This is a genomic window from Paludicola sp. MB14-C6 (assembly GCF_030908625.1).
Classification (GTDB): Bacteria; Bacillota; Clostridia; order Oscillospirales; family Ruminococcaceae; genus Paludihabitans.
The window spans coordinates 2,290,510-2,316,678 of the sequence record NZ_CP133133.1; the positions used below are offsets into that span (position 1 = coordinate 2,290,510).

Annotated in this window: 20 protein-coding genes; 15 read left to right on the forward strand and 5 right to left on the reverse strand. The window is 33.3% G+C overall.

What is annotated here, in order from left to right:
* Window positions 1-96 precede the first annotated feature (96 nt).
* Together RBG61_RS10910 and RBG61_RS10915 are read right to left on the reverse strand one after the other, a co-directional pair.
* On the reverse strand, window positions 97-1,323 hold the full coding sequence (locus tag RBG61_RS10910; protein WP_307942478.1) for an IS256 family transposase: 1,227 nt from the start codon (window positions 1,321-1,323) through the stop codon (window positions 97-99).
* Between the two features lie 62 nt (window positions 1,324-1,385).
* Window positions 1,386-2,642 (reverse strand): IS1182 family transposase, encoded by a 1,257-nt coding sequence (locus RBG61_RS10915; protein ID WP_307942589.1) that lies wholly within the window; start codon window positions 2,640-2,642, stop codon window positions 1,386-1,388.
* Window positions 2,643-2,857: 215 nt separating this feature from the next.
* Here RBG61_RS10915 and RBG61_RS10920 point away from each other — a divergent pair, with 215 nt between their 5' ends.
* A complete protein-coding gene (locus tag RBG61_RS10920; protein WP_307943380.1) occupies window positions 2,858-3,415 on the forward strand; it encodes a DUF3795 domain-containing protein in 558 nt (185 codons plus the stop codon).
* Window positions 3,416-3,505: 90 nt separating this feature from the next.
* Here the strand turns inward: RBG61_RS10920 and mscL are convergent, their stop codons facing one another.
* Complete coding sequence (mscL, locus tag RBG61_RS10925) at window positions 3,506-3,910, reverse strand: large conductance mechanosensitive channel protein MscL (protein ID WP_307943382.1); 405 nt, start codon at window positions 3,908-3,910, stop codon at window positions 3,506-3,508.
* Window positions 3,911-4,300: 390 nt separating this feature from the next.
* Between mscL and RBG61_RS10930 the strand changes: the two genes are divergently transcribed.
* The 4 genes from RBG61_RS10930 (at window position 4,301) to RBG61_RS10945 (ending at window position 7,715) form a co-directional block, all read left to right on the forward strand.
* A complete protein-coding gene (locus RBG61_RS10930; protein ID WP_307943384.1) occupies window positions 4,301-5,578 on the forward strand; it encodes an aminotransferase class I/II-fold pyridoxal phosphate-dependent enzyme in 1,278 nt (425 codons plus the stop codon).
* Window positions 5,579-5,827: 249 nt separating this feature from the next.
* Window positions 5,828-6,259, forward strand: a complete 432-nt coding sequence (locus tag RBG61_RS10935; protein ID WP_307943387.1) for a GNAT family N-acetyltransferase — start codon at window positions 5,828-5,830, stop codon at window positions 6,257-6,259.
* Window positions 6,260-6,462: 203 nt separating this feature from the next.
* Window positions 6,463-7,131, forward strand: coding sequence for a hypothetical protein (locus RBG61_RS10940; RefSeq protein WP_307943388.1), 669 nt, complete (start codon window positions 6,463-6,465; stop codon window positions 7,129-7,131).
* Window positions 7,132-7,289: 158 nt separating this feature from the next.
* Window positions 7,290-7,715 (forward strand): NUDIX hydrolase, encoded by a 426-nt coding sequence (locus tag RBG61_RS10945; RefSeq protein ID WP_307943390.1) that lies wholly within the window; start codon window positions 7,290-7,292, stop codon window positions 7,713-7,715.
* A 149-nt stretch (window positions 7,716-7,864) separates the two neighbouring features.
* On the opposite strand, the gene RBG61_RS10950 is transcribed toward RBG61_RS10945, so the two are convergent.
* Together RBG61_RS10950 and RBG61_RS10955 are read right to left on the reverse strand one after the other, a co-directional pair.
* Window positions 7,865-8,368: a flavin reductase gene (locus RBG61_RS10950; RefSeq protein WP_307943393.1), complete on the reverse strand. Its 504-nt coding sequence runs from the start codon at window positions 8,366-8,368 to the stop codon at window positions 7,865-7,867.
* Between the two features lie 80 nt (window positions 8,369-8,448).
* Window positions 8,449-9,831 (reverse strand): MATE family efflux transporter, encoded by a 1,383-nt coding sequence (locus RBG61_RS10955; RefSeq protein WP_307943396.1) that lies wholly within the window; start codon window positions 9,829-9,831, stop codon window positions 8,449-8,451.
* Window positions 9,832-10,167: 336 nt separating this feature from the next.
* Between RBG61_RS10955 and RBG61_RS10960 the strand changes: the two genes are divergently transcribed.
* The 10 genes from RBG61_RS10960 to RBG61_RS11005 all read left to right on the forward strand — a co-directional run bounded on the left by RBG61_RS10960 (window position 10,168) and on the right by RBG61_RS11005 (window position 26,079).
* Window positions 10,168-11,463, forward strand: a complete 1,296-nt coding sequence (locus RBG61_RS10960; protein ID WP_307943398.1) for an extracellular solute-binding protein — start codon at window positions 10,168-10,170, stop codon at window positions 11,461-11,463.
* Window positions 11,464-11,566: 103 nt separating this feature from the next.
* Window positions 11,567-12,502, forward strand: coding sequence for a carbohydrate ABC transporter permease (locus RBG61_RS10965; RefSeq protein ID WP_307943400.1), 936 nt, complete (start codon window positions 11,567-11,569; stop codon window positions 12,500-12,502).
* A 1-nt stretch (window position 12,503) separates the two neighbouring features.
* Window positions 12,504-13,385 (forward strand): carbohydrate ABC transporter permease, encoded by an 882-nt coding sequence (locus RBG61_RS10970; protein WP_307943403.1) that lies wholly within the window; start codon window positions 12,504-12,506, stop codon window positions 13,383-13,385.
* Window positions 13,386-13,482: 97 nt separating this feature from the next.
* The gene (locus tag RBG61_RS10975; protein ID WP_307943405.1) at window positions 13,483-15,171 is read left to right on the forward strand and encodes a glycoside hydrolase family 66 protein; all 1,689 of its coding nucleotides are present in this window, start codon (window positions 13,483-13,485) and stop codon (window positions 15,169-15,171) included.
* Window positions 15,172-15,275: 104 nt separating this feature from the next.
* Window positions 15,276-16,238, forward strand: a complete 963-nt coding sequence (locus tag RBG61_RS10980) for an AraC family transcriptional regulator (RefSeq protein ID WP_307943407.1) — start codon at window positions 15,276-15,278, stop codon at window positions 16,236-16,238.
* 51 nt (window positions 16,239-16,289) lie between these two features.
* Complete coding sequence (locus RBG61_RS10985; protein ID WP_307943408.1) at window positions 16,290-21,659, forward strand: glycoside hydrolase family 66 protein; 5,370 nt, start codon at window positions 16,290-16,292, stop codon at window positions 21,657-21,659.
* Between the two features lie 231 nt (window positions 21,660-21,890).
* Complete coding sequence (locus tag RBG61_RS10990) at window positions 21,891-22,664, forward strand: polysaccharide deacetylase family protein (protein WP_307943410.1); 774 nt, start codon at window positions 21,891-21,893, stop codon at window positions 22,662-22,664.
* 252 nt (window positions 22,665-22,916) lie between these two features.
* Window positions 22,917-23,525 (forward strand): biosynthetic peptidoglycan transglycosylase, encoded by a 609-nt coding sequence (locus tag RBG61_RS10995; protein WP_307943412.1) that lies wholly within the window; start codon window positions 22,917-22,919, stop codon window positions 23,523-23,525.
* Window positions 23,526-23,849: 324 nt separating this feature from the next.
* A complete protein-coding gene (locus RBG61_RS11000) occupies window positions 23,850-24,242 on the forward strand; it encodes a DUF7715 family protein (protein ID WP_307943414.1) in 393 nt (130 codons plus the stop codon).
* 40 nt (window positions 24,243-24,282) lie between these two features.
* Complete coding sequence (locus RBG61_RS11005; protein WP_307943415.1) at window positions 24,283-26,079, forward strand: ABC-F family ATP-binding cassette domain-containing protein; 1,797 nt, start codon at window positions 24,283-24,285, stop codon at window positions 26,077-26,079.
* The last annotated feature ends 90 nt before the right edge of the window (window positions 26,080-26,169 follow it).

The window sequence follows — 26,169 nt, forward strand, 5'->3', positions numbered from 1 at the left end:
AATTGACATAGTGTATAGGTTAGTTGAAACAAGTTTATTTAATGACAAAAGGGGCATGCCCCTTTTGTCATTAAATTTTGGCGGCTGAACATAGAATCATCCAGCGATTCTGTCCGAAAACATGATGTTTAATTGGTTTAAAACAACGTCCCAATTTCGACAACGTTGTGTCCATCGTTCGACAATTTTCTTTGAAGCTAAATACAGTATCCTTTTTAAACTATCATCATTTTGAAATGATGGTTTATTCTTGGTTATTTGTCTGAACTGCCTGTTTAATCCCTCAATAATATTAGTTGTGTATATTATTTTCCTTACATCAGTTGGATATGCAAAAAAGGTTGATAGTATATCCCAGTTATCCTCCCAACTCTTTATGCAAGAAGGATAACTTTTACCCCATTTTTCTTTGAATGATATTAGATTATTCAATGCTTCTTCCTCTGTAACAGCTTGATATACTAGTTTTAGATCTGCCATTAACTTCTTGATATCTTTGTATCCTACATATCGTGTTGAATATCGAATTTGATGTATAATACAACGTTGAATGTGCGCTTTGGGATATGCTGCATTGATTGCTTCTTTAAAACCTTTTAAACCGTCAACACAAAATAGGTATACATCTTGCAAACCCCTTGATTTCAAGTCATTCATAACGCTCAACCAGAATTTTGAGCTCTCGTTTTCTCCAATCCAAATGCCCAATATATCTTTATTTCCTTCAAGTGTAATTCCTAAAACCACATATGCTGCTTTCGTTACAAACTGATTGTTTTCTTTTACTTTGTAGTGTATTGCATCCATGAACACAAATGGGTATACACTATCTAGTGGACGGTTTTGCCATGCTGTTACTTCCGGCATTATTTTTTCTGTTATCTTGCTTACTAGTCCATCTGAAATTTCTACATCATAAAGATTTTTTACTTGTTCAGCAATATCTCGTTGAGACATGCCACAAGAGTAAAGTGCAATAATTTTTTCTTCCATCCCGTCAGCATTACGATTATATTTACCAATAATTTGTGGTTCAAATTCACCGTTTCTATCACGAGGAACATTAATATCCACTTCGCCAAGTTGTGTTTTAACTGTTTTCTTTGAATATCCATTTCGATAATTTTTCGACATGCTTTTTCCGTCATCGTTCGCTATTCTTTGACTTTTTTGGTAACCCAATTCTTCGTCTAATTCACTATCCATAACTTGCTGAAGAACATCTTTGAACATCTCTTTCATTGCCTGCATAACCTCTGTTGTGCTTGTGAAGTTTTGGCTGTTCACATACTCTTTTAATAACTCTTTCGGTTGCTTTTCCATAAAAAAATACTTCCTTTCATACTTGAATTTATTATCTTAATTCTTGTCTGATTGGAAGTACCTTATTCACTTTTACACAAAATTTTCGGGAGTCTCTTCGCATCAGCAAAAACTCGCTCAATCGTTTCTTTTCGCTGTGCATAAAGATCTTTGTATTTTATTGCATAACGAATATCTGAAACTTGCTCTAAGTACTCATGCCAAACATGAACTGTGTATTGTTTCTGGAATTCTTTACTTTCAGTGCATTTGTAACGAAACCCACAGATTTTACAGTCGTTTGGATTGCTTTTAAATTCTTTGTATCCTTCTCTATTCGTGGTGGAATAGTGTAAAACTTTATTGTTTGGACATACTACACAGTCAAAATATTCATCATATGAAAAATCATATTTCTTAAAAAAGCCTTGTTTTGTCATTGGTCTACGATATGGTACTAATAAATCTTTTCCATCATCTATAAGTCTTTTTGCAATATAGGGAGTATTGTAGGCACTATCTGCCACTATTGTTTGGATTTCGGGGTGGTTTTCTTTTAATTTATCATACAAATCATCGAATGCTACGCTGTCATGTACATTGCCTGCTGTTACATGAACATCTACAATGTAGCCTTTTTTGTCACAAGCTGTATGTGCTTCATAAGCAAGGCATTTCTTATGCTCTCCTTTATGAAATACACCGCTTTCAGGGTCAGTGGTTGATTCATTGATGATTTTTTCTTCTATTTTAGGTGGCTTTGTATCGTCAAATGGCTTTTTTTTATGTTCTTCTCTATCTTTATTGATTTCGTCCATTAGTTGTTTCTCATAATGTTTTGCTGCTACGGGGATTGATTTCTTTACAACCTTTTTTATATTTGCATTTGCTTTTATATGGGTTCCATCTACAAATACCACCTCTGGGTCAAGATATCCCATATCATTGATTTCATTCAATATCCAGTTGAAAATGCATGCAATAGTATTCTCGTTAAATCTATGTTTAAAGGCATAACTTATTGTTGTAAAGTGAGGTATTTGTTCTGTCATTAAATATCCTAAAAACCAACGATATGCACAGTTCATTTGTACTTCTTCTACCAATTTGCGCAACGAACTTATTCCATACAAATGTTGTATTAAGACCATTTTGATTAGTACTACTGGGTCTATGCTTGGTCTTCCATTATCTTTACAATACAAATCCTCTACGAAATCATATATATGACAGAAATCCACTGCACTATCTATTTTTCTAAGCAAATGTTCTGCTGGAATAAATTCTTCTAAGCACAAAAACTCTACTTGTGTTCGGTCTTTTTTAGCTTTAACTAACATTTAATCACCCTATTTAATTATACCATTTTTCGCGTCAAAAGTCCCCTAAATCATCGAATTTAGGAGACTTTTTCTACAAGCTGAAGCGATAATCACATATTTTGTGATTATCGCTTTTGTGATATCTTCAAATTCTAATTTATGGTTTAAATTTCCTTTGCGTCTGATATAATAACGATATAGAATACATATGTTTTGTGTAAAGGGGGGTAATAGTGAAAAATTTTATTCGAACAGATTTAAAGCTTTCTTTGTGTGGATTAAATTGTAGCCTCTGTACTATGAAACTGGACAACTATTGTCCTGGCTGTGGTGGTGGAGCAGGTAATCCAGGTTGTACTATTGCACGATGTAGTTTGCAACACCAAAGCATTGATTATTGTTTTCAGTGTAAGGAGTATCCGTGTAGTAAATACAATGACATTGAACAATATGACTCTTTTATCACGCATCGCAATCAACTCAAAGATATGTTAAAGGCTCAAGCAGTCGGAATAGAGAAGTACCATTTGGAATTGAACGAAAAAGCTCAAATATTGAGGTGGTTACTTAAGAACTATAATGACGGTAGGCGTAAAACATTTTTTTGTATTGCAATTAATCTTTTAGAACTTGAAGACATACGAATGGTAATTGAAAAAATTAAGACTGAAATACCTTCTAATGATATGAGTATAAAAGAGAAAGCTTTAATTGCTGTAACAATTTTTCAAGCACTTGCTGATGAAAGAAATATTATACTAAAGCTTTATAAAAAACCATCTAAAAAATAATTGAAATCATATAAAGATAGTAGACACAAAAAACCGTGTCTACTATCTTTTGGTATGTATAATATCATAAATTAATAAAGCTATTTTTCTTTATTCTAAAACAGAAGTACAGTGTGCACAACGAGTTGCTTCTAAAGGAATCTCACTTTTGCAAAATGGACAGATTTTAGTAGTAACTACAACGGCTTCTTCTTTTTTGCCAAATCTTTTAATCTTGTTTATAAATTTAATGATAATAAAAATGACAAATGCCATTAAAGCAAAGTTAATAATAGCAGAGATGAAAGAGCCGTATTTAATCGCAACGTCACCAATCATAAATACTTTATCACTTAAATCTTGGTTAGCTATAATTCCTACTAAAGGTGTAATAATGTCTTTTACCAAAGAATCTACAATACCTTTAAATGCACCACCAACAACGATACCAACAGCCATATCCACAACGCTTCCACGGATAGCGAACTCTTTAAATTCTGAAATAAATTTTTTCATTTTGTTTTACCTCCTATTATTCTTCAACTTATAATTATACACTATTTTATTGGTCAAATAAACATATAATAAATGGCACCTATCAAGTGTAATATTTACAATATATCTTTTAAACGTGCATTGCTAGGCGATTTATGCAAGATGAAAATGAAGGTAGTCTACGAATATACGTTAAAGTGATAACGAAATAAAATGCATTCATATGTGTAATTTTATGCTAAATCAGTCTGAAATGAGGTACAATAATCATACATATTAACGATTTTTGCAAGAATTTAAAAACAATCTTGCAAATCTGCATATAATGTAGTACAATATATCTAGTAAATTATAATATAAAACACACTGCATATAATAATCGTTAAAGATTGTCCTTTCAGGAGGGTTTAAATGAAAAATTATCAGTCAATGTCAAAAGAAGAATTGCAAAGTGAATATGATATTTTGCTTTCTAAGTATAATGAAATGAAACAGCAAGGTCTTTCGCTTGATATGTCAAGAGGAAAACCAGCACCGGAGCAATTAGATTTAGCAATGCCAATGCTTGATATTTTAACAGGCAATGAAATGATGAATACTGAAAACGGATTTGATACAAGAAATTATGGCATATTAGACGGTATTCCCGAAGCAAAAAAATTATTTGCAGATATGCTTGAACTAAAACCAGAAAATATTTTAGTGGGTGGAAATTCAAGTTTAAATATGATGTACGATAGCGTTGCACGTTCAATGTCTTTTGGTGTAATGGGCTCAACTCCATGGAATAAGCTTGAGAAAGTGAAGTTTTTATGTCCTGTTCCTGGATACGATCGTCATTTCGCAATTTGTGAACTGTTTGGAATTGAAATGATTAATATACCAATGGATAACAAAGGCCCAAACATGGATATGGTCGAAGAGCTTGTTGCTAATGATGATAGTATTAAAGGTATTTGGTGTGTTCCTAAATATTCAAATCCATCTGGAATTACATATTCAGCTGAGGTTGTGAAACGATTTGGTGCACTAAAACCAAAAGCGAATGATTTCAGAATTTATTGGGATAATGCCTATGTAGTGCATGATTTAACAGAAACACCTGATGAACTTGTGAATATCTATGAAGAATGTAAAAAGAATAGCAATGAAGATATGGTTTTTGAGTTTGCATCTACTTCAAAAATTAGCTTTAGTGGTGCTGGTATTGCAGTAATGGGTGCAAGTGTAGATAACTTAAATTTCATTCGCAAGCATTTGACAATTCAAACAATTGGTTTTGATAAAATGAACCAACTACGTCATGTAAAATACTATAAAGATATTAACGGCATCAAAGAGCACATGAAAAAACATAAAGAAATTATTGCTCCAAAGTTTGATGCTGTAATCAACGCATTGAATACCAATATTGCGCCTTATGGAATAGCAACATACGAAACACCAAATGGCGGCTATTTTATTTCATTCAACACTATGAGTGGTTGCGCAAAACGTGTTGGTCAACTTTGCAAAGACGCAGGTTTGGTTATGACTCCATCCGGTGCAACATTTCCATATGGAAATGATCCTGATGATAGTAATATTCGTATTGCACCAACTTATCCATCAATAGAGGAACTGAATACTGCAATGGAATTGTTCTGCTATTGTGTGAAAATTGCAACAATAGAAAAACTATTGAAGTAAAAATATGATATAAAGATAGATAAAAATCAACTTTATCTATCTTTTTTATTTTATAGCTTGACATTTGTAATTTTATTACTTATAATTTACCTATATTTTAAGAAAGGGAGCGATTGTATGATAATTATTACTATTTTAAAAAAAGATGGCTCCCGGCATCCTTTTTAATCACGTGCATTTATGATTACCCGGGAGGAATCAAAACTCTCGGGTATTTTTATGCCCAAATTTACAAAAGGAGCATTACAAATGATAGCATTTAAACAAATTACAGAACATAATTTTGAGGAATGTATCGCATTAACAGTCAGAGAACATCAGAAAACATATGTATCAACTAATGTTTATTCACTCGCAGAAGCTTGGCTTTATCCAAATGCCGCCTTTCCTTTTGCAATCTATGAAGAGGAAAATATGGTCGGGTTTATTATGTTTGCATATGAAGATGGTAAGTATTATATCTGCCGTTTTATGATTGATGAAAAGTATCAACAAAAAGGCTATGGAAAAGATGCCTTAAAGAGTGCCATTCAATATTTAATTGATACTTATCAAGTAACAGAAATCTATTTATCCGTTGAGCCTGATAATGTTGTGGCAAAAGGACTATATCAATCAGTTGGTTTTTTGGAGACAGGTGAAATGCTTGAAGCTGAAGAACTGATGAAATTTACAGTATAAGATTTTTTATTCTCTAAAGGTTACAATGAATTTTGATAGTGGTGATTTTTACGCTCTGGGGGCGAATTTATATAATTGGAGGATGCATACAATGTGGATTGTTTTTTTATACAACAATAACAGAATTAGATAATTCAGTGAATTCAAAAATTTATTAACCTATAAGATATAGGTTCTATTGTTATATGAAAAGGAGAATATCTATGAATATTGCAAATAACATTTTAAAAAACAGTTTAAAAAACGTATATTTTTTGACAGGAACTGCCTGTGGCGGAAAGACTACCATGGCAAAAGCACTTTGTGAAAAATACGGATTTATTCACTTTAATGACAACTGGCATGAGGATAATTTTACTGTATGGCAGTCAATAATTGATGAAAAGTATCAACCCAAATCTGCCAAAAGGAAAGCAGTTACAGACTGGGAAGCGTGGTTTAGTCGTTCGATTGAAGATTTCTTAGCTGAACAAAATGACGATAATGGAGGCGATGAGTATCTCCAATATTCTCTTATTGAACTTATCAAATTATCTCAAAATAACAAGGTTGTAGCAGATATTTGGTTTCCGGATGTAGAGCTGTTAGCAGAAATATCAGAACACAATAGGATTGCGTGTATGCTTGCTCCCGCTGAAATGATCATTCGTGATTATTATGGGCGTGACGACCATAAAGAATTTATAGAGTGCATAATGTCACTTAAAGAACCAGAAAAAAAGCTTGAAACGCAGAACGAATTATTTAGAATAGGGGCAAAATCAACCTTTGATGAAGCCGACAAATACAAATTTTTTAAGATCGTCAGAACACCAGATAGTACAGTTGAAAAAACATTACAGCTACTTGAAAAACACTTTGGCCTAAATTAAGTGAATGAGCATTCGTTTTATAATGGTTGCGCATGAAGAGTATAAGTATTATATATGCCGTTTTATGATTGATGAAAAGTATCAACAAAATATTTGTAGAGCGGTAGTATTGATTTTTACGCTGTTGAAGCGAATTTATATAATTGGAGGTAATATAAATGCAAGGATATAACGTAATTGCTGTTTATAATCAAACAATAGACAAACTTTTGATGTGCAAACGAAAAAAGAACCCTTACAAGGGATTGTCCAATTTGGTAGGTGGAAAAATAGAAATAGATGAAGATGGTCTTATTGCTGCATATAGGGAATTATTTGAAGAAACATCAATTTCTAAAGAGGATATACAACTTACTCATTTAATGGATTTTACTTATTACATAGATAATTGTTACGTAGAAGTTTACATTGGAAAATTAAATAAAAACATAGAAGTTATTGGTGATGAAAATGATTTATATTGGTCTGATTTAGACTGCAACTTTTTCGATTCAGCAAAGTATGCTGGTGAAGGAAATATAGGGCATATCGTTGAACATATAAATTTCTCAAAAGAAAAATTGTTATATAACAATCAAAGCTAATGAGCATTCGCTTGATTTGAACAGTTTACGCACTGCTTAATTTCAAACCTCATTACAACAAAATCGTGGGTATCCAAGCTATAATCGGCTTGTGTACCCACGATTTATTCATTCATCATCCGTTTTCTGGCGAGTAGCATTCGGCATTTTTATTTTACTAATACCTTTACAATCTCGCCAATATACATACGATGATAATCTTTGTTCGCATAATTGTTTTCAATAGATGCATCATAGAAATTTTCAGGATCTATGTCTTGATGATAAAGTTTTTTGCAAACCAAAACAAGCTTTGCTTCTTCAAATGCAATTGTTTGCTCAATTGGCATAGGGGTTAGATTACATTCTTTTGCCTTATCATAATCACGTCCGGAGTATTTTCCACAAAATCCAAGCGCTTTTTTATAGCTCTCATCAAAGAACGCAAGGGTAAAGTATTCGTTTTTCTCAATAAATTCATAAGTATATCGTTGTGGACGAATATAGATTGTTGCAACATTTTTACCCCACAGTACTCCTAAACCGCCCCAACTAGCCGTCATTGTATTGTAGCTTTGTTCGTTTCCGGAAGTAACTAGCATCCATTCATCTCCTATGAGGTGAAACGGATTATTATTCAGCTCTTTACATGAATGTTCTTGAAATTGATACATGATAGACACAGTCCTCTCTTAGTCGTAGTAAGTCAATATACTATCATTATGCAATAAAATTAGAATTGTTGCAAGTGAATTTATGCGTGCTCGTGCGCTTTTGCATCATCAATTTCATGGGATAGGTTAAAGCGCTGTCTTAATAGTCGATCAAACTTTGACTTTATCGGCAATATAATTATAAATGTAATAATTTCAGCAAATGTGATAGTAATCCAAACGCCTGCCTCACCAATAAGAGCAGGGAAAATTAGTATTCCAATTACTACAAAAATAAATCCTCTGGAAAGTGCAATTAGTGTGGTTATTTTTAATGATTCTGCAGATTGGAAGTAATACATTAAAACGGTGTTGATACCTGTGAAAACGAATGAAGTAAAATATAATTGAGAAGCCTTAATACCCATCGGCAGAAGTTCAGGAGAATCACCGATAAACATGCCGATAATTTGACTTGGGAATATTAAGATTAAAGCATATAGACCTAATGAGAATATCATACTGGTAATGGAAGCAACTTTCAATGAGTGTTTCATTCTATCCATGTTTTGTGCACCGTAGTTTACGCTGATTAACGGCTGCGCAGCTTGCGAGATACCATTGAAGATACCCTTTCCAAGATAAGCAACATTAGAAACGATTGCATAAACAGCAACAGCTGAATGCCCACTAACTTTTAGTAACACAATGTTAAACATAAATACAACTGCACCAGAAGTAAATTCAAGGATAAAGCTGCCCATACCATTTTGTAGTATTCGTTTAATTAAGTTTTTGTCGATGCATTTTAATTTAAAATGCATTGTATTTTTTTTGCATATATAGTGGAAAGAAAGAATAAAGACAGCTAAACAAGGACCAATTGCAGTAGCTGTAGAAGCACCTGCTAAACCATATCCTAAAACGCTTACAAACAACCAATCGAAGAATATATTTGCAAGGTTTGCGCTGATCGCTGCTACCATAACAAGCTTTGGATTGAAGTCAGCACGAATAATAACTTGTAATGTGTTATTTAAAACATATAAAGGTGCAATGATTTGGAGCGGTCTTAAATATTCAACTACCAATGGCACTAAATCAGTGGGCGCACCAAGTAAACGAGCACATAATTCAGGAAAACATAGGCTGAAAATACTGATGATTGCTCCTGACAAAATGCTTGCATAAACGCTAAATGAGAATACTTTGTTTACATTTGTTTTATCTCCTTGTCCGATTAAAACTGAGATAGTGGTGGCACCGCCAATGCCAAGCATTAACCCAATGCAAGAAAACAATGTGAAAATCGGCATTGCAATATTAAATGCTGCAAGAGCCTCACTTCCTACACAAACACCAACAAACATAACGTCAACAACACAATAAACGGAATTGGTTATCATACTGATAATAGTTGGAATTAAATAAGAAATATAAGTTTTAGAAATTGGACCTTTTAAAAGTGCTTGTTCTTTGTTCATATAACTACCCTCGATGTTTATCTATTAATACCTAACATATCTTAGCACAACAACTTTAAAAGGTCTAGTGCGTTTTTGATTAAAAAAGATAGAAATAAAACTTTAAATATGGTAATTGTATCAGAAATGATAGTGCAAGTTCAGTAATATTTTGCAAAACAGTTATTAAGAAATAAATTATGATGTTAATATAAAGTAAGCAATTGATTTTAATGTAATTTGTGCTATAATGTAGCTAAAATACAAATAAAGTAGTTTTCATACATTGGAATCCATCCACAAAGATACTATACTGTATTCATCGGTAATGATTATATTTTGATTGGAGGAGTAAAAATGAAAAAAACATTTGCAAAAGGCATTTCCATACTTCTAACAGTAATCATGGTTGCGTTATCCATTACTGGATGTGCACCTGATACGAAACAACAAAATTCAAATACGCAAGAAAATCCATCATCAGGCCAAGCAACCCAAACTTTAAAACCTTGTAAACTAACTTTTTGGCATACATACGGTGATGGTGAGGAAGAACAATTAAAAAAAGTTGTACTTCCAAAATGGAGTGCACTTCATCCTGAAATAACAATTGAACCAGTTAGGCAAGATGGTGGACAATTTCATCAAATGATAGTTACTGCATTTGGTACTGGTCAAACTCCTGATGTAGCTAGAATAGATATTGTGAATACAGCATCTTATGCTAAACAGGGTGGTATTATCGCTTTAGACGATATGAAAGGATTTGGCGAACTCAAAGAAAGCTTTTTGAAAGCACCAATGTCAACAAACTACTATAAGAATAAGTATTATGGACTTCCACTTGATACAAACTGTAAATCTGCTGTAGTAAATCAAAACACAATGAAAAAAATAGGACTTGATAAGATTCCGGCTACGATGGAAGAATTTATTGCAGCTGCCGAGAAAAACGGTGGAGGAAAGTTCCGCTTAAATGTATCTGGCGTTGGCGATTGGGATCTGTTCCCTTACTTTTGGCTTTTTGGCGGTGAATTAACTGATGCTAATTTTACAAAAGCAAGTGGATATATTGATTCTGAAGCAAGCATAAAAGCTATTCAAACTATGTTGGATTTAAATGCTAAAAAAGTATTTACAATTCGTGATGTAAATGGTTCTGTGGATGCTTGGGATGGTATTAAAACAGGTGAATATGCAATGTTTTTCGAAGGACCTTGGTTCTTTGGTTCATATTCAGATACTGCAGCTGCAGGGATCATTCCATCTACTATTCCAACATATAACGGAAAAACGACTTCTGTAGTTGGCGGTGAAAATATCGCAATTTTCGAAAATAGCAAAAATAAAAATGAAGCTTATGAGTTTATTAAGTTTATGGCATCAGAAGAGATTCAACTTGATATGCTTCAAAAAGGTCAACTTCCGGTTCTTAAGTCACTTGTAACGAACAAAGCTGTAACAGATAATCCAGTATGGTCTGTATACATGAAGCAAATGGAATCTGCAAGAGCTCGAATTCCATCTCCAAATCATACGGAAATTGGACAAATTTGGAGTGATGCAATGACAAATATATTTGCTAATAAAGCAGATGTGAAAAAAGAATTAGCCAAAGCTGCTACGTTAATAGACGAACAGCTTAAAGGTTAACCCTAATTAAATTGTGTCTCACTCGCTTTAGCGAGTGAGACATTTAATATAAAATAAATGCTGGTTTTATAAACAAACCTCAATAACTACTAGGGGGGTAAAAATGAAAAAATCGACGATTACCTCAAGAAAAATTTCAAAGGGCGTACATGGATGGATAAGCGCCTTACCTTTTGTTTTACCTGGACTTATATTAGTTGCAATATTTGTAATATACCCAATGTTTTTTACGGTTAGAGTATCTTTGTCTAAATATCAAATTGTACAAGGAAAAATCGACTTTGTGGGCATTAAGAATTATATCAATATCTTCACCGATTCATCCTCACGTTTTTGGTATGCATACCGAAATAATTTCCTTTATGCAATAGTAACAACACCATGCATTATTTTAGGTGGAATGGTTTTTGCATACTTAATTAACAATATTAAGCGAGGTAAAACTATATTTAAAGTAGGTTTTTATTTGCCGGTAATCACTTCTTGGGTAATTGTTAGTTTAGTGTTTACCTATATGTTTAATAATTCAGATCGTGGGCTAATTAACTACATTCTGGTTGATGTGATGGGTATTCTTGATGACTATGTACCATGGCTATTACGTGAATGGTCTGGTAATTTAGCTATTTGGATTATGGGAATATGGAAGAATACCGGATGGGCTATGCTTATTTTCTTAGCAGCACTTCAAGGAATTCCTCAAGATTTATATGAGGCTGCAGAATTAGATGGTGCAGGAAAATTTCAAAAATTTCATTATATTGTGATACCTGCATTGAGACCAACTACATACTTTGTTTTGGTAAATATGATAATCGGATCTTTTAATGTCTTTATTCAAGTTTTGATGCTGACCGGAGGAAAGCCAAATGGTCGAACTTCTGTATTGCAGTATTTACTGTATGATAGGGCATTTAATCAATTTGAATTTGGTGAAGCTTCTGCAATAGGCCTAATAACAGCTCTTACAATTTTATTAGTGACAACTCTTTTAAATCGAATGATGAAGTTGGATACTGTTGAAAAGGAGGGGGACTAGTATGAATGCAAAGAATACAAGCAGAAAAGCAGCGTCAAGAATAAGTCAGTTGATCATTTGGTTATTATTACTGACAGGACTAATTATATTTTCTGTTCCGTTTTTATTTATGATTACAAATTCATTTGAAAAGTTTAGCTTTGTACTACCTTATCCTCCAAAATTGTTCCCTACTAAGTTGGATTTTTCTGCATATCAACATATTTTAAATATTCCAATTTTCACTACAGCTGTAATGAACAGTGTGATAAATACAATAGTTACTGTAATATTTGCTGTTTTTATTTCAACACTTTCAGCGTATGGATTCGCTAAAATAAATTTTCCGGGCAGAGAAATGATATTTAAAATATACATATTCACTTTGATGATGCCGGCATTTTTAAATATAATTCCTCAATTCGTTACTTTAAGAAATATAAGATTACCGGGATTTGAAGAAGGGTTAGTTGGAACGAGAGTAGGACTTATACTAATTTATGTGGCAACTGGTATCTGCGGGCATACTTTCTTTCTTAGAAATTTTTTCCGTTCCTTACCTGATGCACTTGGTGAATCAGTTATTATGGATGGTGGTGGACATCCTACAATATTTTTCAAAATAATACTTCCACTATCAAAACCGGCGCTTGGAACGATGACAATTTTTGCAATACAAGGAATATGGGAGGAATATTTTACTGCAAAGGTTTTAGTTGGAGCAAAAGAGAAAATGATTACACTGCCTTTGCTGCTGCAAAGACTGAATGGACAACATGCAACTCGGTGGGAATGGGTATTTGCGGCTTCAATTATTACGCTAATTCCAATTGTTATTTTGTTTATTTTTGCTCAGAAAAAAATGGTGGTAGGCGGGCTAATAGAAGGCTCCATAAAAGAATAATCAGATTTTTATTAGTCTATGATATAGAATTTTTGAGTGGCTTATCTTATTTTGCTGCTCAAGTTTCCTAGTTGAATCGAAAGGAATGGTCATATTAATGGTACAACATAATAAACAAATAACAACAGACTGTTGGCCTGAAAAAGCGCAGTATATAGTTGGAGAAGTTGTTACTTTGAAAATGATTCGACCAATACAAATAAAGACATTACCTAATATATGCCTTTTTAGACTTGCAGATATTTTTCCGGCAGAGCCTATTTGGAATCAAACGAGTAGTCAAAAAGATGCAGAAATTTTAACAGCTTCTTTTTCTCAGCTTCCAGCAGGATATTACGGGGTTGAGATATCATGGGGAGATACCATTTTGTCAACTGCATTTGATATTACCAAAGATCGAAGACAGGATGTACGATATGGATTTATTTCTGATTTTAAACAAAGCGATTGTGGAGAAGAAGATATTCTTTTTGCAAATAAATTGCATCTTAATGCTATTCAGTTTTATGATTGGATGTATCGTCATGATAATTTAGTATCCAAAGTCGAGTTATACAATGATCCAATGGGACGAGAGACATCTCTTTCGACTATAAGAACTAAAATACTTGCATGTAAAAAATATGGTATTCGTCCATTTGCATATGGAGCAATTTATGCGGCTACACAAGAATTATATAATCAACATCCCGAGTGGGCATTATATACTATTGATGGTGTACCGATGAAATTTGCAGACTGGCTCTATTTTATGAATACCTCTGAAAATTGTCCTTGGAGCAATTATATTGTGGAGCAATATGAAAATAGTATAAGTGAATTAGGGTTTCAGGGTATTCATATGGATACTTATGGCTTTCCTAAGCATGTTCTTGATAATAATGGCTCAGCAGTAGCACTCGAAAAAACCTTTCCGAGCTTAATTGAACGCTCTGCTTGTGCTGTGAAAGAAATTGACTGTGAAGCAGGAGTCATTTTTAATGCAGTTAATAATTGGCCGATTGAAGAGGTAGCACCAACAAACCAAGATGCAGTCTATATTGAAGTGTGGCCTCCACATGATACTTATTTTGAATTATATCGTTTGATTCGCGAAGCAAAACAAATAGCGCAAAAGCCAGTTGTTTTGGCTGCATATATGAAGCCTTTTTTAGGAGCAGAAACCAATGAAAGTATAACTGCTGCGGAAACCTCATTGCTGCTTACATTTGCTGTTATTAACGCTTCAGGTGGACGTCAGTTAGTTTTTGGTGAAAATAAAGGTATATTGTGTGACAGTTACTATGCTAATTATGCCGTTATTAGAGATAGTTTTCTTTCGGTTGTGCGAAACTATTGTGATTTTGCTGTTCGTTACTCTCCTTTGCTTGAATATAATTCCGCTGTGGATATTTCAATGACTGCCGCTAACGGAATTAACGAAGATATATTATTTCATGCAAAAGAGGATATTCGTTTTTCTTCTAATGCACAAGCTGATACTGTGTGGACAATTATAAGAGAATATGAAGAGCGTTTGGTAATTCATCTTATAAATTTATCGGGTATTACTCAGCAGTGGAACGAGCCTAAATTACAACGTCCTAATTCAGTACAAGATATTGAAATTAAGCTATTGATTAACCATAGATTTAGTAATATTTATGTTGCATCTCCCGATTTTCAAGGAGGAACAGCTCAAATTCTTGAGTACCGTAAAGAAACACAAAATAACGGTCAATATGTTTTTATCAAAGTACCCAACCTTGAAATATGGGATACTGTTTGGATCGAGTTAATTCAATAAAATTAAAACATATACAACCGAAATAACTGAATGGTGAAATTGCAAAATATGTAATATAAGAAGTGAGCTTTTGATATTATAACAAATGGGGTTAATATTTTTGTATGAAAGTACTAAAGTTATTTAACAACAGAAAGGAAATAATCATGTTGTTTTCATATGATACAGAAATTCTTCCTGAAGTTCGCATGATAGGACAAATTAAATATCCGGGTCAATGGGTACATTTTAGCCGAGTTATTGATGAATATATTATGTATTTGATTAAGGAAGGCGATATGTACATTGAGGAAAAAGGAATACAATATCATCTAAAGCCCGGCGATTTATTCATACTAGAGCCCAACAAGCCTCATTTTGGATATAAAGCAGCTTCTTGCAATTATTACTATGTTCATTTTCAAAATATATCTTTCATTCCTTTAGCAGATGATAAAGAACGCTTTGCAATGAATGAGTTAGCCGATAAAAGAATCACATCACTTGCAAGTTACAATCTTGATAGTGGAAATGTTACTGATTCAATTACATATATTCCAAAGCTGTTTTCCATACAAAATCAAGAATTTCGAACAATTTTAAAAGAATCAATTGATATTTATAATCATCGAGAAGAACATTACAAACGAGCTTCATCGACTTTGTTGCATTTGTTTTTGCTTCAAGTTGCACATGCAAACTTAATACAACATAATGCAAATCAAATTTCTACTCATATAAAAAAATCAGCAGTAGTGGTAGAGAAAATTTTAAAATATTTAAATAATAATTATTATGAAAAAGTAAGCAGTAGCTTAATTGAAAAAACATTTGAGGTCAATTTTGATTATATTAATAGAGTTTTTTCGGATATTACTGGAAACACCATTTTTCATTATTTAAATATTCTTCGTATTAACCATGCAAAAGAATTGATTGCAACTACAAATTTGACATTCAGTGAGATCGGATATTTAGTAGGTATTGATGATCGTTATTATTTTACAAAGCAATTTAAAAAATATGTAGGGATGACACCGACGGAATATTATAAAAGCGTAAATACATCGAATAAGAAAGAAGAGTGATAACCAAATAATGATTTTAAGAGCGGTCAAAATTTTATAGGAGGTATTATTATGTGTAAAAAAACTTGTGCATTAGTATTATCCTTTAGCTTGATACTCTCATTGTTTTTATCAAGCACAACCGTTTCTGCATTAGCCTTAGATGGAAAATCAGTGCCTACATCTAGTATAGCAACCACAAACGTTAAAGTCATAAATAATGTTAGTACTGATAAGGCAAGATATGAGCCGGGAAGTAATGCAGTTATTAGTGTTGACCTTGTTAATGCTACTACTACATCTTGGAATGGAGTAATTACATTAGAGATTACCCATCTTAATAATCTGGTTCAAACCTTGACACAGTCAACTAGTATAGCCGCAAACCAATCAAAATCAATTACATTCACATGGCAATTGCCAACCAATGATTTTACCGGCTATTTAGTTAAGGCTTCCAGCTCAGCTGATGATTTTTCTACAACAGCAATTGATTGCTCCAGTAATGTTAGCCGTTTCCCAAGATACGGTTATATTGCTGATTTCCCTCAGGGCCAAACACAAGCCCAAAGCGATGCTATGATATCTGAACTGACAAAAGACTATCATATTAATGCGTTTCAATTCTATGACTGGATGTGGCGCCATGAAACTCTTATTAAGCGTCAGAACGGTGTTGTATCACCAACATGGAACGATTTGTTTAACAGAACAATATCATGGCAAACAATTTTAAATAATATTTCTTCTGTTCATTCCAACAACGCAAAGGCGATGGCTTATGTAATGTCATATGCTGCTCGTGAAGGATATGAACAGTATGGAATTAATCCAGCACAGGGGCTTTATTCAGATAAAAGCCATGCAAACCAATTAAATGTAGATTTTGGAAATGGTCAAACGTATCTTAAACTTTTTAATCCTAAAGATAGATTGTGGCAAAATAAGATGGTTCAGGAGTATGCGGATGCAATTAACACAGCTGGTTTTGATGGGCTGCAAATGGACCAAATGGGTCAACGAAATAATGTGTATGATTATTTAGGCAGACCTGTTTATCTTGAGGATACTTTCTCCGATTTGGTAAATGCTTCAAAAAGTCATTTAACAAAAAATAATTCTCAAAAAAATGCCGTAACATTTAATATTGTTGATGGGACAGTTAATGGATGGGCGTTGAATGATGTTGCAGCTAATGCCAATACAGATTTTAGCTTTAGTGAAATATGGTGGAAATCAAACAGCTACAATGACATGAAGAATTATATTGAACAGGTTCGTGAAAAGACTGATGGTAAAGCGTTGGTATTAGCAGCTTATATGAACTACAAAGACAATTGTGGTCTTAAATATGAAGCGGAAAATGCTATACGCTATAATACAAATATTGCAACAAATCATACTGGCTATACCGGAACAGGATTTGTTGATAGCTTTGATACAATAGGCGATTCTGTTTCATTTCCGATTACTATTCAAGAAGCAGGCAATTATTCCTTTGTATTTCGTTATGCAAACTCAATTGGTTCAACTGCTAACAGAAATATATATGTTGATGGCTCTTTAATCGGACGTGTAGATTGTAAAAACCTTCCTTCATGGGATAGCTGGGCACATGATGCTTCTATTGCAAGCTATTTAAGTGTAGGAACACATACAATAAAAATTGCATATGATTCAAACAATATTGGCGCTATTAACTTAGATAGCCTAACACTTGGAACATTTGATGAAAATTCTGTAAGGTTAGCAAATGCAACTTTTGCTGCAAGTGGTGCATCTCATATTGAGCTTGGAACCGGAAAAACTCATGCTAATATGTTGTCACATGAATACTATCCTTCAAATGGAAAGTCAATGCGTAAATCATTAAGAGATGCTATGTCGAAGCAATATGACTTTATTACTGCATACGAAAATTTGTTGTATGATGCTGATATTAACTATTCTGATGGTGGATTACAAAATATTTCAATATCCGGTGAGCAAGTAACGGGCAGTGGAGAAAGTAATAAAATTTGGTATATCAATCGGCAAAAAGACGATTATCAAATATTACATCTAATTAACCTAACTGGTGAAAACGATACGGAATGGCGTAATGCAACGAATACGCCTGTTATGAAAAATAATATGGCAGTGAAGTATTATGTAGGACCAAATGCAAATATTTCTAATGTATACGTTGCATCACCTGATTATAATCAATGTATTAGTCAAGAACTTACATTTACAACCGGTGTAGATGATAAAGGAACATATGTATCCTTTACAGTTCCAAAACTAGAATATTGGGATATGATTTATCTCAAGAGAAATATTCAATCACCTTCTCTATCTATTTATGAAGCTGAAAGTGCTGTTAAATCTGGAGTGGCTGTTAATACAAATCATTCAGGTTATACAGGAACAGGCTTTGTAGATTGCTTTGGTGAAAATTATGATACTGTTACATTTACAGTAAACGCATTAAAGGATGCTGATTATTCTCTTAAATTTCGATATGCAAATGCCTCTGGTGGTGAAGCAACAAGAGCTATTTTAGTTGATGGAAAATTTATTAATAAAGCGTATTTTAAAAGTTTAGCTAATTGGGATACATGGGGATATGCAGAACTTGGAGTAGCATTAACAAAAGGCCCACATACCATTGTTGTTTTATATGATCAATATCAAACTGGCCCTATCAATCTGGATCATATGCTACTTAATGTAAAAGAGGAAAGTGCGAGAAGTCTGTATCTAAACAACTGGAAGGATACAGTAGCAATTTGGCAAGATACATTTACTAATCAAAATACACCACTAAATGGTAGCGGACCTGGCTTATATGAGCTGCGCTATTTTGATGGTAATGTGAATTCAAATTATAATGTCAATAATATAAAGAATTATTCGTCCTTCTTAAGGGATCAAGCATCTAGTGTTGCTTATACTACAGGAACAAAATTCGCATCTAGCGGATATTTTAATGGCGATGGAATATTGGTAAACGAATATAACACATATGATAATAACAGTTTGCCGGTAAAAATGACACGTAACTTCGCATTTGTCCCAGAAAAGAATTTCATAATAGTTAAATATGATTTTACAAATCCTTCCACCTCTCAAAAGGCTGTAAAAGTATTGGATATGTTACATCCTAACAATAAAATGACTAGTCAGAATATTAGTGCAAACTACAATCCTATTACTAAAACTACTATTATAAATATGAGCAATTCACAACAACCTTATTTAGCTCATGGTATATTAGATGCAACAGGTAGTTTTTCATATCAAGTGGCAAATGATACGATTTCTAATCTTAATAACCAAGCCTGTTCTCCTTGGCATACATTTAATAATAATGGTACTATACAGAATAATAGCTCTGTTACATGTGCAGACATTTCAACTGCATATGCAAAAGAATTATCTTTGCCAGCTGGTTCAACGCAAAGTGTTTATTTCTATGTAGCGATTGCTAAAGATAATTCAGCTATCAATGCAACCATTAACGAGGCAATAGCACATGATGGAGCATATTGGATGCAGTATACAGCATCAAAATATCATGATTGGCTAAATAGTGGTAAACATACTAATTATGAAGAAAAGTCTTTAAATGATGCATACAACAATATTCTCGTTACAACAAAACAATCAACTGTTCCTGGCGATATTACTATCAATGGCACTACAAAATCAAAGTTTGCTGCTTGTCCAGCTACAACCAATCCATCTGCTTATTCATACAAAGTATGGGCAAGAGATTCTGCTGTGACGGCAATGTCTCTTGATGCAACTGGCCATTTAAAGGAAGCGGGAAACTATTGGACTTGGTTAGCAGATCGACAAATTAAAACGGATGAAGGCTCATGGAAAAAGCCTGGTACATTTTGGACTTGTTACTCTATTTGGGATAATAGCCCTATATCATTTGTAGAGCCTGAATATGACTCTATTGGAATGTTCCTAGTTGGCGCATATAAACATTATGAGTTTTTACCTACAAATGAAAAAGCAGAATTTTTAAATAAAATATGGCCTTCCTATAAATTAAGTGCTGATTATGTCCTTAATAACATTACTTCTGCTGGATTCGGTCCTGCTGACTGTAGTATATGGGAGGAGCAATCAGAGTTTAATTCCTTTACTCAGGCACTTTATGTTGCAGGATTGGATGCTGCACAATATATGGCATCAGCTATGGGACGACAAGATATAGCTGACATGTATAATGGCGGAGCATCTGCAATGCGCACTGCAATTCAACGAGATGATACGGCTTATCCAAAAGGACTTTGGAATGTTGCCGAGCAATATTTTAATCGTGCGGTATCTTTGAATGGAAATGCAAACACCATTCACGATTCATCATCCAATGTTTTAATTCCTTATGGCGTAATAGATGCTACATCATCTAGAGCAAAATCACATATTGATAAAACATTAGCAGCTTTGGCGCATGACACCTATGGAATTGCTCGTTATGAAAATGATGGTTTCTATCATCGTATGCCTTGGGATCCAGGCGGAAATGAAGCTTTAGAAGATGAACCATCTTGGCCACAAATGGCTATGTGGGTTGCAATGTATGAAATTCAATCTGGCTATCAATCTTACAAAGCAAATGCTTACGAAAGATTGAAATGGTTTGTAAGTCGCACAGCAAAAGGATATATGCCACAGGGCGAATGTTGTTCAAATATAACTTTGAAACCACTCGTTAGTACAATGTGTGAGCCAATTACTGGTGCAGCGTATCTTATGACCGCATTAGCATATGAAAATCAATTTGATATGCGGGTATTTTCACCACAAGCGAATGCTGGTGCAAATAAAAATATTACGATAGTTAATGGTTGTGCGGGTGATTGGGAACAATGGAGTAATATTCCATACTACGTTGACCGCACAGGAGATGCTGCTTTGTCTGATAAAAATTATGACATGGAGCGTGTTTATCTAGCAAATGATTCAGATAATTTATATTGTCGTATTGATACAGTAGGCAGAAATTTACCAGGCTATCAGTCATCAGATAAGTTTGCTGTTCAAGTATATTCTGAAGATTTTGCAAGTACAGCAAATTCAACGAATACCGGAATTTATGGAAACGGTTTTACTCATAATATGAGCTATATGTTAACTCGAAGTAACCAAAATAGTGATTATAAAAAATATTCTGTTTCTAATAATACTTGGATACAACAAGCAAATGTAGCTAACATTATAGCTCCACAATGGGAAACTAATTCCGGAAGAATTGAAATGGCCATCCCATTTTCAGCATTATCCAGTACAGGCGCTGTTGGTGATAATAATTGGGCTAATTTAGTTATCGTTTTAACAAAAGAAACTTCTCCGGGAGTATGGACTCAGATGGATACATTAGCTATTCATTATCGTAAAACAGGTTCTGGAATTGAATGGATTAAAGGCAACTTCGAATAAATAGATTATCTTTTATGAAATCCTAAACACAAAAAGGATGGAAGATTAAATTTCTTCCATTCTTTTTGTGTTTGAGATTACATTATGATATTTTGAGATAGGTATCTTTTCTAATGATATTAAAAATATAAGTTCTAGGAGCCGTAAATATATAATTCCAACAATAGATTAAAATATAAAAATTACAGTAATTGCATATACCTATAATAATAAAACTGTAGGGGGATGCATATGAAGAGTCACGTAGTTACAAGAAGAACGAGCAAAACATTGTTTTATGGAATTGTATTAGTAATGATAATTTTTGTTTCAGTAGTATTTTGTAAAACAATTATAGTGCAAACCAATGGCAATATCGATAAAAAACTGCCAATCTATTATGTAGATACAAAAGATAAAAAAATAGCCTTAACTTTTGATTGTGCTTGGGAGAATAGTAATACACAAGAAATATTAGATTTACTTTCAACAGCTAATGCGAAAGCTACTTTTTTTGTAACAGGTGATTTTTGCGAACGACATCCCAATGACGTAAAAATGCTTAGCAAAGCAGGACATTCTATTCAAAATCATTCCAATAAGCATCCTCATGTAAAAAATATTGAGAAGGAACGGTTAATTAAGGATACAACAGAGTGTGATAAAATAATAGAAAATATTACAGGAAAGAAGCCAACCTTATATCGTGCACCATATGGAGAATACAGTAATACAATGCTAAGTGTTTTTGAAACAGATTTAAAACATAAGGTGATTCAATGGAATGTTGATAGCGTCGATTGGAAAAGACCAACACCAGAAAAAATGAACGAACGTATTTTAAAAGGGGTAAAGCCTGGCAGCATCTTATTGTTTCACAATGATATTGAAAACACAACCCAAGCACTAACTACATTATTACCGACGTTAAGAAAACAAGGATATGAATTTGTATTGGTAGAAGACCTTATTTATAAGGAAAATTATTATTTGGATCATGAAGGGAAACAAGTCAAATCACAATAATAAAAAAGGGGGTGGAAATCATATTTCTACCCCTTTCCCATAATAATCTTAAACATTGCAATATTTTGTGCAAATCTGATGTGTTCATATTAATCTTACAAAATTGTTAGTGTTGCGTAATATTAAGCAATGGTTATTCTAAACTACAGTTGTTATAATTACTATATAGTAAATGAAAGATAACATAAATGTTCTTTTATATTTTGCTTGAAAAAGAGAGAATGAAACCGGTCTTATTATAGGAGGATTTTTATGAGAAAGAAAATATCATACTTCATTTCAATAGTATTATTAGCGGCTATTGTAGTTATTGCAATATGTATAACACCAATTATATGTGATGGATACCATATGTATAAAAAAGCAATTACATCAGTAAGTTTGAATGAAGTAATAACAAAGGTAAGGAATGATGATAGCTATATAAAATTAGATGACATTTCTGATGAGTATTTAAAAGCAGTTGTACAATCGGAAGATAAAAGATTCTATTACCATATTGGTATTGACCCAATTGCAACAGTTCGAGCGTTTTATAACAATATAAAATCACAATCTTTTTTACAAGGAGGAAGCACTATAACGCAACAGCTGGCCAAAAATTTGTATTTTTCTTTTGAGAAGAAAATGGATAGGAAAGTCGCAGAACTATTTGTTGCATTCGACCTAGAGCGGCTGCTTACCAAAGATGAAATTTTAGAGTTATATTGTAATGTTACATATTTTGGCCAAAACTGCGTTGGATTAAAAGAAGCAGCTAATCATTATTATGGAGTGGAACCCAAAGCATTATCAACTAAGCAAGCTGCTGCACTAGCCCACGCCCTTAGAAGTCCGAACAGCTTTAACCCGAAAAAATAATATAAAATATCTTCCTTGCATGGCTTAAAAGCTTAGCCAATGAATACCTTAATGCATTTTTGATAACGATATGATATAATAACCTCTATGGTACCCAAAATCAAAGATTTTGATCAAAACGAGAACATTTTATCACGGGAAACTGTTTTCACTTACGTGCAAACAGACTTTTTATGATATAATGATTGTAAAGAATATAATATGTTTGTGTGGTTTGGCAACGTTGGTTTTGCCAAACATATTTTTAAAAATATATATTGTTTTTACTGATGATATATTATAATGATAATAAAATGTAAGAAAAAATAAGGAGTGTTAACGGTTATGATAAAATGTATGGTAGCAACAAAAGAAACACAAGGACAAAGAGCTAGTGATTTTTGTAATGCGAATGAAGATGAAATTGTTAGATTTGGTCCTTTATGTTGCAGTGATATTGACTTAGATGGCGGTTGCGGATGTGCAAGAAGTCTTATTGGAATTGAGTCATTAAAGGGAACTACTACAATGAAAACGGTAGAGCTTGATATGACACAAGAGGAATACTATGCAAAAATGATTGCAAGCGCACGTAAAACGGATGATGATGCTTCAGATGATACAATTATTGCAGAGGCGACGGAAGTATTATATGCAAGTGAACAGTTTGGTGTTGGCTATATAATTGAGTATCGAGGCGGATTTGTAAAAAGATTAGAGCAAAAAAACGAAATATAAGTTAAGTTAGTATTACACATTAGAAATTGAGGATGAAATCGTGCTACTATTGACAGCAGAAAAAATAAGTAAAAAATATACAGATAAAGCATTGCTAGAAGATGTTGTTTTAGGTATCAATGAAGGCGACAAAATAGGCTTAATCGGAGTAAATGGTACAGGAAAATCTACCTTGTTGAAAATAATTGCTGGAATAGAAACTCCCGATAGTGGTGTAATTACCAAAGCAAGCGGGGTAAGAGTCGGCTACTTACCGCAAAACCCAGAGTTTAAATCAGGGCTAACTGTATTACAACAAGCGATGAAAGGAATTGCATTGCAGCAAAGAGAATCTAAAGAATATGAGTGTAAAGCAATACTAACAAAGCTTGGATTGACTGATTTTGATGAGCCTGTTGATATTCTTTCAGGTGGACAAAAAAAGCGCCTTTCTATTGCAAGTGCATTAGTTACACCTGTTGACGTTTTAATATTAGATGAGCCAACGAACCATATTGATAACAACACAGTGGATTGGTTGGAAACTTATCTTTCTAAATATAATGGTGCTTTGTTAATGGTAACCCATGACCGTTACTTTCTTGATAGAGTTACAAATAAAATTATAGAATTGCAAAATGGTAATTTATATTCTTATCAAGGAAATTACAGTAAGTTTTTAGAATTAAAGATAGAACGAGAAACTATGTTGGTTGCAAGTGAGCGCAAACGTCAAAGCTTTTTAAGAAAAGAGCTTGCATGGATACAACAAGGACCTAAAGCACGTGGAACAAAACAACAATTTCGTGTGAATCGTTTTGCTGAAATGAGCCAGCAAGAAGTAAATTTAGACCAAGAGCAATTGCAAATGAGTTCTATTAGTACAAGGCTTGGAAAAAAGATAATATCTTTAGAAAATGTAACGAAAAGCTATGAGGAAAAAGTGCTAATAAACAATTTTTCTTATAACTTACTTCGTAACGACCGTATTGGTATCGTTGGTGAGAATGGCTGCGGAAAATCCACTTTGCTAAAAATAATTCAAGGGTATATTACTCCTGATTCAGGAACAGTTGATATTGGACAAACTGTTAAAATCGGATATTTCTCGCAAGAATGTGAAGAATTGAACCCAACCGAGCGGGTAATTGATTATATTAGTAATATTTCTTCAGAAGTTATCACACCGGAAGGAACATTTTCGGCTTCACAAATGCTCGAGCGGTTCTTATTTTCATCTAACTTGCAATATTCAACAGTTAATAGATTGTCCGGCGGTGAAAAACGTAGACTTTATTTGCTTGGTATTTTGATGGAGGCACCAAATGTACTTTTATTTGACGAGCCAACCAATGATTTAGACACACAAACGCTTACCATTCTTGAAGATTATTTAGACAATTTTAATGGTGCGGTAATTGTAGTATCACATGACCGCTATTTTCTAGATAAGGTTGCCGATTATATTTTTGCATTTACGGATAATGGCGAAATTGTCCCTTATGTAGGGGGATATTCTGACTATATAGAAAAAATAAAGCTGAGCCAAGTAAAAGGCGAAAAAGAAAAACCAGTAGCAAAAGAGCAGGACGATAGTCGTAGAAAATCTACTAAGCTTAAGTTTTCTTATAATGAGCAACGTGAATATGATACAATTGATGTTGTTATCGCTGATTTAGAAGCACAAATTGAGCAAGCTGAAGCTGATATTGTAAAAGAAGCCAGTAATTATACTTTGCTTCAAGAGTTATTGCATCAAAAAGAGGAGCTAGAACAAAAGTTAGCTGAAAAAATGGAGCGATGGGTGTATTTGAATGATTTATCCGAAAGAATAGAAGCACAAAACAATAATCAATAATGATCACGATATTAGAAAATTATTCAAATGGCAGTGAAAAGCAATGAAAAATATAGTATAATAAAATTTACCATATCGATAAAGAAAAAG